This is a genomic window from Luteolibacter arcticus, from assembly GCF_025950235.1.
Classification (GTDB): Bacteria; Verrucomicrobiota; Verrucomicrobiia; order Verrucomicrobiales; family Akkermansiaceae; genus Haloferula; species Haloferula arctica.
Genome location: NZ_JAPDDT010000024.1, coordinates 55,143 through 66,452 on the forward strand (window position 1 = coordinate 55,143; position 11,310 = coordinate 66,452).

General features: G+C 64.7%; 10 protein-coding genes. 5 read left to right on the forward strand and 5 right to left on the reverse strand.

Going from position 1 to position 11,310, the window contains the following annotated elements:
* Window positions 1-156: 156 nt before the first annotated feature.
* From OKA05_RS27695 to OKA05_RS27710, 4 genes are all read right to left on the reverse strand, one after another.
* A complete protein-coding gene (locus tag OKA05_RS27695) occupies window positions 157-1,218 on the reverse strand; it encodes an alkene reductase (protein ID WP_264490469.1) in 1,062 nt (353 codons plus the stop codon).
* 22 nt (window positions 1,219-1,240) lie between these two features.
* Entirely contained in the window at window positions 1,241-2,290 is a 1,050-nt protein-coding gene (locus OKA05_RS27700; RefSeq protein WP_264490470.1) for an NAD(P)-dependent alcohol dehydrogenase, read from the reverse strand.
* Between the two features lie 100 nt (window positions 2,291-2,390).
* Window positions 2,391-3,185, reverse strand: coding sequence for an SDR family NAD(P)-dependent oxidoreductase (locus OKA05_RS27705; protein ID WP_264490471.1), 795 nt, complete (start codon window positions 3,183-3,185; stop codon window positions 2,391-2,393).
* Between the two features lie 27 nt (window positions 3,186-3,212).
* Entirely contained in the window at window positions 3,213-4,244 is a 1,032-nt protein-coding gene (locus tag OKA05_RS27710; protein ID WP_264490472.1) for an aldo/keto reductase, read from the reverse strand.
* A gap of 118 nt (window positions 4,245-4,362) precedes the next feature.
* On the opposite strand from OKA05_RS27710, the gene OKA05_RS27715 reads away from it, so the two are divergent.
* From OKA05_RS27715 to OKA05_RS27735, 5 genes are all read left to right on the forward strand, one after another.
* On the forward strand, window positions 4,363-4,692 hold the full coding sequence (locus OKA05_RS27715) for an ArsR/SmtB family transcription factor (RefSeq protein ID WP_264490473.1): 330 nt from the start codon (window positions 4,363-4,365) through the stop codon (window positions 4,690-4,692).
* A gap of 85 nt (window positions 4,693-4,777) precedes the next feature.
* Complete coding sequence (locus tag OKA05_RS27720; RefSeq protein WP_264490474.1) at window positions 4,778-5,236, forward strand: (2Fe-2S)-binding protein; 459 nt, start codon at window positions 4,778-4,780, stop codon at window positions 5,234-5,236.
* Window positions 5,233-7,416 carry a xanthine dehydrogenase family protein molybdopterin-binding subunit gene (locus OKA05_RS27725; RefSeq protein ID WP_264490475.1) on the forward strand — a complete coding sequence of 728 codons (2,184 nt, stop codon included), beginning with the start codon at window positions 5,233-5,235 and terminating at the stop codon, window positions 7,414-7,416. Before OKA05_RS27720 ends, OKA05_RS27725 begins: the two co-directional genes overlap by 4 nt.
* A gap of 30 nt (window positions 7,417-7,446) precedes the next feature.
* A complete protein-coding gene (locus OKA05_RS27730) occupies window positions 7,447-8,394 on the forward strand; it encodes an XdhC family protein (RefSeq protein WP_264490476.1) in 948 nt (315 codons plus the stop codon).
* Window positions 8,391-8,975 (forward strand): nucleotidyltransferase family protein, encoded by a 585-nt coding sequence (locus OKA05_RS27735; protein WP_264490477.1) that lies wholly within the window; start codon window positions 8,391-8,393, stop codon window positions 8,973-8,975. The genes OKA05_RS27730 and OKA05_RS27735 overlap by 4 nt, the downstream gene beginning before the upstream one ends.
* Before the next feature lie 220 nt (window positions 8,976-9,195).
* Here OKA05_RS27735 and OKA05_RS27740 read toward each other — a convergent pair whose 3' ends face one another.
* Window positions 9,196-10,119, reverse strand: a complete 924-nt coding sequence (locus OKA05_RS27740) for a hypothetical protein (protein ID WP_264490478.1) — start codon at window positions 10,117-10,119, stop codon at window positions 9,196-9,198.
* Window positions 10,120-11,310 lie beyond the last annotated feature (1,191 nt).

An 11,310-nucleotide genomic window follows, 5' to 3' on the forward strand; every position in this document is an offset into this window, starting at 1 on the left:
TTGGATTGGGTGATTGGGTTGGATTAGGTTGATGATGGGCAGGGACTGGGAGCGCGGGGTTTATCCCGCCTGACTTCGTTGTTGGAGTGGTGAGCTCAGGGGACCATTCGGGCGGAATGAATTCCGCGTTCCCAGGGGATGGGCGCTGCCGGTGGATCAGGCGGGCTGCCCGGCTTCCTCTAGCGTCGGGTAGTCGAGGTAGCCCTCGGGGCCGCCGCCGTAGAATTTTGAGGGATCGGGTTGGTTGAACGGGGCGTCGGTGGCGAGGCGTTCGACGAGATCGGGATTCGCGATGTAGAGGCGGCCGTAGGAGATGGCGTCGGCTTCGTTCGCAGCGAGGAGTTGTTCGCCTTCCGCCTTGGTCAGCTCCTGGTTTGCGATGAAGGCTCCGGTGAAGGACTTGCGGATGGTCTTGCTGATGCGCGGGTCGGCGCCGAGCGGTTCGCGGACGAAGAGAAAGGCGATGTCGCGGGCCGTGGCCTCGCGGGCGATGAAGCCATAGGTGGCGGCGGGATCGGAATCGTCGTCTGGATTGGGCGAGAGGTGCAGGCCCACGCGGTCTGCTCCCCAAACGGAGACGGCGGCGTCCACGGCTTCCAGCATGAAGCGGGCGCGATTTTCGATGCTGCCACCGAAGGAGTCGGTGCGCTGGTTGATGCGGTCGTTGAGAAACTGGTGCGGCAGGTAGCCGTTCGCACCGTGGATCTCCACGCCATCGAAGCCGGCGGCGAGCGCGTTCTCGGCGGCCTTGCGATAGTCCTCGATGATGGCAGGGATCTCCGTGAGCTCCAGCGCGCGTGGAGTATCATAAGGCTTCTGCGGGCGCAGCAGGCTGACGTGCCCCGGCGCGGCGATGGCGCTGGAGGACACGGGCTGATCGCCATTCAGATAATGCGGATCGGAAATGCGGCCGACGTGCCAGAGCTGGGCGAGGATGCGCCCGCCGGCTTCGTGGACGGCCTTGGTGACGAGCTTCCAGCCCTCGACTTGCGCGGCGGACCAGAGGCCCGGCGTGTCGGGGTAGCCGACGCCTTGCGGTGAGATGGACGTGGCCTCGGCGAGGATCAGGCCGGCGGAACTACGTTGCTTGTAGTACTCGGCCATCATCGCGTTCGGCACTCGGCCTTCGCTGGAGCGGCAACGCGTGAGCGGGGCCATGACGATACGGTTCGGGAGATCCCATGCGCCGATGCGGACGGGTGTGTGAAGCTTGGACATGATTCGTTCCTTTCGTTTCGGTTCAGTTCTTCAAAGAGGCCATGTCGATCACGAAGCGGTACTTCACGTCGCCTTTCAGCAGACGCTCGTAGGCTTCGTTGATCTGTTGGATGTCGATGATCTCGATCTCGCTGACGATTTGCTTCTCGCTGCAGAAATCGAGCATCTCCTGGGTCTCGGCGATGCCGCCGATGGCAGAGCCGGAGAAGCTGCGGCGCGGCAGCAGGAGATTGAAGGCGGCGACTGGCAGCGGATTTTCCGGCGCGCCGACGAGGGTGAGATTGCCGTCCAGCTTGAGAAGCGAGAGGTAGGCATTGATGTCATGTTCCGCAGAGACGGCATCGAGGATGAAGTCGAAGCTCATGGCGTGCTTCGCCATGGCATTGGCGTCCGTGGAGATCACCACTTCATTGGCGCCGAGCTTCAGGCCGTCCTCGACCTTCGACGGCGAGGTGGTGAAGAGGACGGTGTGGGCGCCGAGGGCATGGGCAAACTTCACGCCCATGTGGCCGAGTCCTCCGAGACCGACGATGCCGACCTTTTGGCCTGGGCCGACCTTCCAATGATGGAGTGGAGAGTACGTGGTGATGCCCGCGCAGAGCAGCGGGGCGACGGCGGCGAGGTCGAGATTGGCAGGCACCTTCAGCGTGAAGGCCTCATCCACGACGATCGAGTCCGAGTAGCCGCCGTAGGTGATGCCGCCGAGGTGCTTGTCCTGGCCATTGTAGGTAAAGGTGGGGAATTGCAGGCAGTACTGCTCGAGTCCGGCTTCACAACTCGTGCAGGTGCGGCACGAGTCCACCATGCAGCCGACCGCGGCGAGATCGCCTTCCTTGAACTTGGTGACGTGGTCGCCCACCTTCGTTACGCGGCCGACGATCTCGTGGCCGGGGACGCAGGGATAGATGGTGTTGTGCCACTCATTGCGCGCCTGGTGGAGATCGGAATGGCAGACGCCGCAGAAGAGGATGTCGATGTGGACGTCATGCGCGCCGGGCTCACGGCGCTCGATGGAGAGCGGGGCGAGGGCGGAGGTGGCGGTTTGGGCGGCGTAGGATTTGGAGGAACTCATGGTGGCGTGGAAGGGGCGGCTTTTTTTGGCGAGGCGAGATAAAGGGGAGGGGCGGGACGCCCCTCCAACGGACTGGGGCAAGATGCCCCAGCTACGCTTGTTAGAAGAGGCTGTGGAGGAGGCCGCCTTCGGCGCGCAGGGCGGCGCCATTGGTGGCGGCGGAGCGTGGGCTGGCGATGTAGGCGACGAATGAGGCGATCTCATCGGTCTGGATGAAGCGGCGCAGCAGTGAATTCGGCCGCATGGTGGTGAAGAACTCCTTCTCCACTTGCTCGGACGGCTTGTTCTGGTCGCGGGCGAGATCCTTGACGAATTGCTCCACACCCTCTGACCAGGTGGGACCGGGCATGATGGTATTCACGGTGACGCCGGTGCCGGTGGTGAGGTTCGCGAGGCCGCGGGAAAGCGAGACCTGCATGGTTTTCGTGACGCCGTAGTGGATCATCTCGGCCGGCACGTCGGAGGACGACTCGCTGGAGATGAAGATGATGCGGCCCCAATCGCGTGACTTCATCTTCGACAGGTAGGCGCGGCTCAGGCGCATGCCGCTCATGAAATTGGTCTCGAAGAAGCGGTACCAATCGGCATCGGGAATTTCCTCGAAGGGCTTCGGCTCGAAGATGCCGAGGTTGTTGACGAGAATTTCGACGTCGGGGAATTCAGCGGCGATCTTGTCGGACTCTTCGACCTTGCCGAGGTCGCCGGCGAAGCTTTCGAGGGCGGCGTCGGGGAGATCCTTGCGGATGGCGGCGATGGCTTCATCGACGCGGGCCTGGGTGCGGCCATTGATGATGACGCGGGCACCTTCCGCGGCGAGGGTCTTGGCGATGGCGAGACCGATGCCGGCGGTGGAGCCGGTGACGAGGGCGAGTTTGCCGGTGAGTTGGAGGTCCATAATTTCGGAGGGGTTGGTGAGTTCGGTTCAGGCGACGGGCGAGGGGTTCCGCTCGAAGTAGGCCTGGTGGAAATACGGATACGCCCTTGGTGTATCGCTCGCGGCATCGAGTTTGGCCACCTGCTCTTTTGTAAGGTTCCAGCCGACCGCGCCGAGGTTCTGGCGGAGCTGCTCTTCATTGCGCGCGCCGATGACGACCGTGGAAACGGTTGGGCGCTGGAGAATCCAGTTGATCGCGATCTGCGGGACGGTCTTGCCGGTTTCCGCGGCGACCTCGTCGAGCGCATCGACCACGCGGTAAAGATATTCGTCATCGACCGGCGGGGCGATATCCACATTGAGCTGGGATTGCAGGCGGCTGTCCTTCGGCAGCGGGGTGCCGCGGCGGATCTTGCCGGTGAGGCGGGCCCAGCCGAGCGGGCTCCACACGACCGCGCCGACCTTTTGGTCGAGGCCGAGCGGCATCAGATCCCACTCGTAGCTGCGGCCGATGAGTGAGTAGTAGGCCTGGTGCGCGACGTAGCGGGTCCAGCCGTATTTCTCGGTGACGGCGAGCGATTTCATGAGGTGCCAGCCGGAGAAATTCGACACGCCGAGGTAGCGGATCTTGCCGGCCTTCACGAAGCCATCGAGCGTGGCGAGCGTCTCCTCGACCGGGGTCTGCGCGTCGAAGCCGTGGAGCTGGAAAAGATCGATGTAGTCGGTGCCGAGGCGCTTCAGGCTGCGCTCGATCGCGCGGGTCAGGTGATGGCGGGACGAGCCGAGATCATTCGGTCCCTCGCCGGTGCGGAAGGTGGACTTGGTCGAGATGATCACCTCGTCGCGGCGGCCGGCGATGGCCTTGCCCAGGATTTCCTCCGCCTGGCCCGCGGAGTAGACGTCGGCGCTGTCGAACATGTTCAGCCCGGCTTCCAGGCTGATGTCGATGAGCCGCTTGGCGTCCTCGACCTGGCTATTACCCCAAGCGGAGAAGAGCGGGCCATCGCCGCCGAAGGTGCCGGTGCCGAGCGTGAGGACGGGGACCTTGAGGCCCGAGCCGCCGAGAAGTCGATGTTCCATGATGGGGTGGAAAGGTTGGTTGTTCGAAGTTCGTCGAACAACTAAGCCCACTTTGGCGCGCGTCAAATTTTAATTTCGACGATTGTCGAACAAAGGACCGGTGCTACCTTGCGTCGCGATGAAGCCCTACACCCATCCATCGATCCGCGAAGTCACCCTGCCGATGGTGATGCAAGCGCTGTCGGATCCGATGCGGATCGAGATCCTGCGGACGCTGATGGATGCCGGCGAGCTGGCCTGCGGCGACATCCCGCTGACGATTTCCAAGGCGACGGTGTCGCATCACTTCGCGGTGCTGCGCGAGGCCGGGCTGATCCTCACCCGCACCGAGGGCACACGCTGCCTGAACTCCGTGCGGCAGGAGGAGCTGGAGGCGCGTTTTCCCGGGCTGATCGATCTGGTGATGGCGGAAAAAACGAAGAAATCCGGGAAGAAGGCGAAGGTCTGAGCGCTCCCAGCGTCCGGTGCCATCGTCGTGACGTTTTTTGGCTGCGTCGCGCGGGAAGCCCGCTAGCATCGCAGACGCTCACTCCATGAAAACCTTCACGCTTCAGGTCAATGGCCAGCCGCGCACCGCGGAAGTGGCCGAAGACACGCCCCTCCTGTGGGTGCTGCGGGATCACCTCGATCTCGTTGGCACGAAATTCGGCTGCGGCATGAGCCTGTGCGGCGCGTGCACGGTGCACCTCGACGGGCAGGCGGTCCGCGCCTGCGTGACGCCGGTTTCCGCCGTCGGCGAACGCAAGGTCACCACCATCGAAGGCCTCGCCACGAACGGCAAGCTGACCGCGCTGCAGCAGGCGTGGTGCGACCTCGACGTCGCCCAATGCGGCTACTGCCAGGCAGGGCAGATCATGTGCGCCACGGCCCTGCTCAATGAAAAGCCGGACCCGACCGATGAGGACATCGATCTGGCGATGTCGGGGAATCTCTGCCGCTGCGCGACCTACACGCGCATCCGCCAAGCCATCCATACCGCCGCCGCGAAATGAACACGCCCTCTCTTGATCGCCGCGGGTTTTTCCGCGTGTCCGCCCTTGCCAGTGGCGGCTTCTTGCTTGGATGGAATGCGGAGGCCGCGGAGGAAACCGCTGCGGCTGCTGCGGCCGCATTTTCGCCGAATGCTTTCATTCGCATCACGCCCGAGGGGCTGGTGACGATCTTCGCGAAGAACCCGGAGGTGGGGCAGGGGGTGAAGACCTCGCTGCCGATGATCATTGCCGAGGAGCTGGAGATCCCGTGGGAGAAGGTGACGGTGGAGCAGGCACCGGTGAATCAGGCCGCTTTCGGCAACCAGATGGCCGGCGGCAGCATGTCCACGCCCACGAACTACGACAGGCTTCGTAGAATGGGCGCGATTGCCCGCACGATGCTGGTGGAGGCGGCGGCCAAGGAGTGGGGCGTTTCTGTGGACGAGTGCGAGGCGGTGGCGGGCGAGGTGATTCACAAGGCAAGCGGCAAGAAGCTGTCCTACGGGGCGCTTGCTGCCGCGGCGTCGAAGCTGCCGGTGCCGGACGAGAAGTCGGTGAAGCTGAAGAAGGTGGCGGACTTCAAGCTGTTAGGAAAGCGCATCGGCGGTGTGGACAATCCGAAGATCGTCACGGGGCAACCGCTGTTCGGGATCGACCAGAAGCATCCGGGCATGAAGTACGCCGCCTATGTGCGGTGCCCGGTTTTCACCGGCAAGGTGAAGGACGCGGACCTCGACGCGGTGAAGAAGCTGCCGGGTGTGGTGGATGCTTTCGTGATCGAGGGCACGGGCGATCACTATGGCTTGCTGCCCGGGGTGGCGATCGTGGCGAACGATACATGGAGCGCTTTCAAAGCCAGGGAGGCCTTGAAGGTGTCGTGGGATGCGGAGGCGAAGGAGAGCTTCGCCGCCCATGCAAAGAAGGCGGCCGAGGTGATGCCGGGCGAGGGGAAGGAGATTCGCAAGACCGGCGAGCCGGACTTCCCCGATGATGGGAAGACGATTGCCGCGGAGTATCACTACCCGCACCTGTCGCATGCGAATCTGGAGCCGCAGAACTGCACGGCGGTCTTCAAGGATGGTGCGATCGAGGTGTGGGCGCCGACGCAGAATCCCGGCTCGGGCATCGATGGCATCGCGAAGGCGCTGAAGATTCCGAAGGACAAGGTCACGGTCCACATGACCCGCATCGGCGGCGGCTTCGGGCGGCGCTTGATGGGGGACTTCATGGTCGAGTGCGCGGCGATCGCGCAGAAGCTCAATGGCACGCCGGTGAAGCTGACCTGGACGCGCGATCAGGATCTGGCGCATGATTACTACCGCGCCGGGGGCTGGCATCGCTTCCGCGGACGCGTGGATGATGCGGGCAAGCTGGTTGCGTGGGCGGATCACTTCGTGACCTTTGGGCTGAATAGCGATGATCGGCCCGGTAATGGCGCGGATCTCGGTGGGGATGAGTTCCCGAGCCGGTTCGTGCCGAACCTGTTGCTGGAACGGACGATTTTTCCGAGCAACACGCCGCTCGGTTGGTGGCGGGCACCGGGATCGTGTGCGCTGGGGTGGGCGATCCAGAGCTTCATCGATGAGATGGCAGTCGCCGCGAAGAAGGATCCGCTGGAGTTCCGTTTGGAGCTGTTAGGCGAGGACCGCGAGGTGGCGCCGAGCGGTGGCCGCGGTGCGCCCTACAACGCGACCCGCATGAAGGGCGTGCTGAAGGTGGCGGCGGAGAAGGCGGGCTGGGGCGAGAAGCTCGAGAAGGGTCGCGGCCGTGGCATCGCCTTCCACTTCAGCCATCTCGGCTATGTCGCGGTGGTGGCGGATGTGACCGTGAGCAAGGACGGCAAGCTCAAGGTGAACAAGCTGACCGCGGGCGTGGATGTCGGTCCGATCATGAACTTGAGCGGTGCGGAGAATCAGGTGGAGGGCTCGATGATCGACGGGCTGAGCGCGGCGTGGTTCCAGGAGATCACGGTGGAGGAGGGCGCGGTGCAGCAGAAGAACTTCCATGAGTACCGGCTGCTCACGATGAAGGACGCGCCGCAGGTGGAGGTCCACTTCGTGAAGTCGGACTTTCCGCCGACGGGCCTCGGCGAGCCGGCGCTACCGCCGACCGCACCGGCGATCACCAATGCGATCTTCGCCGCGACGGGGAAGCGGGTGCGGACGCTGCCATTGGCGAAGCAGGATCTGAGTTGGACTTGAGCGGAAGGTGAGACGAGCTTGCGATTCATCATGAGCGATTGGCCCTTTCTCTTCGACTTCGCGCGGCAGCACCGTGGCGGGCGGCTGGCGCTGGCCACGCTGGTGGCACGCGAGGGATCGAGCTACCGGCAGCCGGGAGCGCGGATGTTGATCGCGGAGGATCTTTCGTTTTGTGGCTCGCTTAGCGGCGGGTGCCTGGAGGAAGGCATCGCGACTACCGCGCGGAAGGTGTTTTCCGAAGGGAGACCGGAGCGGATGGTCATCGACACGCGGCCGCACTTCGGCTGTCCGGGGAAGCTGCATGTGCAGGTGGAGGAGATCGGGCCGGAGCTGATTGGCCGGATCGAATCGGAGTTGCTCGAGCGGCGGAGCCTGCTGCTGGTGACGGACTCGCAGGGCACCCGTGCGGCTGCGGGCGAGGCTGGTGATTTGTTAGAGAAAGTCGTGCCGCCGCCGCGGTTGGTGGCGGTGGGATGGACGCCGGACATGGAGCCGGTGCTGGGATTTGCGGCGACTCTTGGATGGGAGCGGCACCGGGTGCTGCGCGATCATCGCATGACTGGAGACACCCCGCCTGTGGCAGGTGAGTGCATTCACGTGCTGGCGGCGGAGGACGTGATCCGCGCCTTCCGTCCCGACCCGGCGACGGCGGTGCTGGTGATGACGCATCACCTTGCGACCGACCTGGCATTCCTCCGTGAGATCTTGCCGGCGGGCTATGGTTACATCGGCTTGCTGGGGTCGAAGAGGAGACGGGAGACACTGTTGGCGGAGCTGGGCGGGCTGGGTTTGTTAGAAGATCCCTTGGTCACCGAGAGACTGCATGCGCCGGTGGGGCTGGACCTTGGCGGGCATCATCCGGCGAGCATTGCCCTAGCGATTGTGGCGGAGATTCAAGCCGTGCTTGCGGGGGCCAGCGGTGGCTTCCTCCGCGACAAGACCGGCACCATTCACCCACAAGTCCTGTCGCTCGGATGAAGATCGGTGCTGTCATCTTGGCGGCGGGGAAGGCGAGCCGGTTCGGCGCGCCGAAGCAGCTGCTGGAGATCGAGGGAGAGAGCTTGATCGATCGAGCCTGTCGCACGGCGTTGGAGGCGGGTTGTGAGCCGGTGCTGCGGGTGCTTGGTGCGCATGCGGAGGCGATCTTGGAGCGGCCCTGTCCGGAGGGTGTCGAGACGCTGGTTCATCCCGGATGGGAGGAAGGCATGGGCAGTTCGCTGGCGGCGGGGGTGAAGCGGTTGCTGGAGCTGTCGCCGGATCTCGAGGCGGTGCTGGTGATGCTGGCCGACCAGCCGATGGTGTCGGCAGACTTGTTAGAGGAGATGAAGGGAGGACTTTGCGCGGCGACCATTGTAATGTGCGATCACGGCGAAGCGACGGGGCCGCCGGCTTTGTTTTCGAAGCTTCATTTCGAAGAGCTGATGGCATTGCACGGGGATCGCGGGGCGAAGGCGGTGGCGGCGGATCACCGGACGGCGCTGGTGGCTTTTGGTGATGCGGTGTGGGATATTGATTCTCCGGAGGCTTGGGAGAGGTTTTTGGGGCGACAGGCGGATTGACGGCTTCGAGCCATGAGAGCCGTAGGCCCTCGGACTGCTGCGATTTTTTCGCAGCTTTCGAATGAACGGTGGTGCAGGTTTGTTCCTGTGCGTTGTGGCGATCCCGGAGGGTTGATTCATTCCACAGGGGAAGCGCTCTCGACCCTGCACTCGAAAGCTGCGGATGACCGCAGCAGTCCGAGGGCGGCTGCGCCGCGGGTATCTGTTAGGCCGCTGAGGTTTACTGCTGCGGCCGCCAGTTTGGGGCGAGGATGCTCGTGATCTCCAGATGAGTCTTTCCGTCGGGCTGCTTCTTGCGGGCGAGCTGGAGGACGGCGGGGCAGGGGTGGCCCCATTCGGTGGCGGCGGCGAGGGTCTTGTGGAGCTCGGAGCCGGTAGGGACGAAGGCGTATTGGTCGCGCTCGAGCAGCGGCGGATCGACGCGGAAGGCGGTGAGCTTGTCGATGCCGGAGAATGGCGCGCCGAAGTAGTGGGTGTTCCTTACCACCAGGTGGAAGGCTCCGATGTCGCTGCCCTCGCCTGTGGCAAAGCGGCGGAAGTGGTCGTCGCGGAATTCGACGAAGGTCTCCCAATCGACCTTCCAGCCGTCCGGCGTTTGCAGGATCGCGACGGGAAAGCCCTTGGGGTGGGTCTCGGTGCCGACGCGGTAGGTGAAGAGATTCGTGCCCTTCTCCGGGTCGTCGTGGGAGGCATCGACTGTTAGGGAAAGTGTCTTGGTCGGGCCATCCGGGGTGTCGGTATGGTAGGCCTCCATCTTTTTCAGCAGCCGGTCGCCGTGGAGCGTGTGCTTGGCGCGAGACCGCCAGTCGGGCGCGGAGAGGAAGGCTTTGAGCGCGGCTTCCGGGGCTGCGATGACCTTGATCGGTGACGGTTCCGGCTGCGGTTGCGATTCGGTCGGGTCTGATTCGACAGGGGGTTCCGGCTGTGCCGGAACAGGCGACGGGGTCGGCGGTGGCTCTGGAAGGGTCGACTCCGCGGGTGGGTCGGAAATGGGTTCGACCTTGGTGGGCGGGGTTGGCTGGGGAGCTGTGGGTGGAAGAGCGGGTGACGAGGGGTCAGGGAGAATGCTTTTTGAGCCGAAGCCGTAGCCGGCGACGAAGCCGGCGAGGGCGGCGAGCAGGGAGAAGAATAGGAGCAGGATCATCACCCACCCCGGGCCGATGCCCGGTGACGCGACCTTGGCAGCCCGCGGTGGTTCGGGCGCGGTGCGGGATCGCGTCGCTTTGCTGCGGGAAGCTGCCCCGGACGATTGGGGCGCCTCCCTTCTTCTCGCGGTCTGAGGCGCGGGCTCGGAAAAGGGCTTCGAGTGCCGGTCGGGAATCGGCTCGGGCGTGGGTTCGGCAAATGTGAACGCGGGTTCGGGGGCCGGTGGTTCGGCGTGGGAAACGAGCGGCGGCTCCGGTTGCGGTTGAGGCTCTGGAAGGGGCTCGGGTTGAGGGACCGGTGGAGGTGTCGGTTGGGGCGCCGGCTGGGGCTCCGGTTGGGGCTCCGGTTGGGGCTCCGGTTGGGGCTCCGGTTGGGGCTCCGGTTGGGGCTCCGGTTGGGGCGCCGGTTGGGGAGCCGGTTGGGGTTCCGGTTGCGGGGCCGGCTGCGGGGCCGGTTGGGGTTCCGGTTGCGGGGCCGGTTGGGGCTCCGGCTGGAGCTCGGGTTGGGGAGCCGGTTGCGGGGCCGGTTGCGGGGCCGGTTGCGGGGCCGGGGCTGTTAGGCCGAGGCTGCGGCTGCTGAAGGGATTGAAAGGATCGGAATCGCGGGAGGGGCGCGGCGGCTCGGCGGGGAAAGGAGCCGCGGCGACCGGGGGCGGCTGGATCTGAGCGGCACGGCGCGCGCCGATGCCGGTGCTCAGGTCCGGGCAAACGATCTCCTGCTGGCAACGCGGGCAGGGGCCCTGGGTGCCGGAAGCAGCCACCGGCACCCGCAGGGTAATCCCGCAGGCCGGACAGTGGAACTGGATTGCTTCAGGCATCGCGAATGTCGGCATGCCTTGTTTGCCATGATCCGCGGGCTCTGTCGATGGCCGGGGTGTTGGAGGCAAGGATCTAACCCGCGGAGTTTAACCGCAGAGTCGCAAAGATCGCAGAGGGTCGCGGAGGGTCGCGGAGGGTCGCGGAGGAAGAGTAGGGCTGGCGAAGGAGGGACGGTGGGTTCGTTGGGAGTGCCGGTCTTGAGATCGGCAGTGAGGGACCATTCCAGCCGGTCTGAAGACCTGCGCTCCCGGGATTGTTGTTCCGCCGGAAGGGACCATTAGGGCGGGATGAATCCCAATGCCTTTAAGGACCTGTTAGATCGAGATGGGCGGATGATGCAGGTTGCACTGGTACTTTCCTAAGAGGCTGTC

Coding starts and splice junctions, on each gene's coding strand:
- OKA05_RS27695 (WP_264490469.1), bottom strand. CDS start 1,218: ATGTCCAAGCTTCACACACCCGTCCGCATCGGCGCATGGGATCTCCCG.
- OKA05_RS27700 (WP_264490470.1), bottom strand. CDS start 2,290: ATGAGTTCCTCCAAATCCTACGCCGCCCAAACCGCCACCTCCGCCCTC.
- OKA05_RS27705 (WP_264490471.1), bottom strand. CDS start 3,185: ATGGACCTCCAACTCACCGGCAAACTCGCCCTCGTCACCGGCTCCACC.
- OKA05_RS27710 (WP_264490472.1), bottom strand. CDS start 4,244: ATGGAACATCGACTTCTCGGCGGCTCGGGCCTCAAGGTCCCCGTCCTC.
- OKA05_RS27715 (WP_264490473.1), top strand. CDS start 4,363: ATGAAGCCCTACACCCATCCATCGATCCGCGAAGTCACCCTGCCGATG.
- OKA05_RS27720 (WP_264490474.1), top strand. CDS start 4,778: ATGAAAACCTTCACGCTTCAGGTCAATGGCCAGCCGCGCACCGCGGAA.
- OKA05_RS27725 (WP_264490475.1), top strand. CDS start 5,233: ATGAACACGCCCTCTCTTGATCGCCGCGGGTTTTTCCGCGTGTCCGCC.
- OKA05_RS27730 (WP_264490476.1), top strand. CDS start 7,447: ATGAGCGATTGGCCCTTTCTCTTCGACTTCGCGCGGCAGCACCGTGGC.
- OKA05_RS27735 (WP_264490477.1), top strand. CDS start 8,391: ATGAAGATCGGTGCTGTCATCTTGGCGGCGGGGAAGGCGAGCCGGTTC.
- OKA05_RS27740 (WP_264490478.1), bottom strand. CDS start 10,119: ATGATCCTGCTCCTATTCTTCTCCCTGCTCGCCGCCCTCGCCGGCTTC.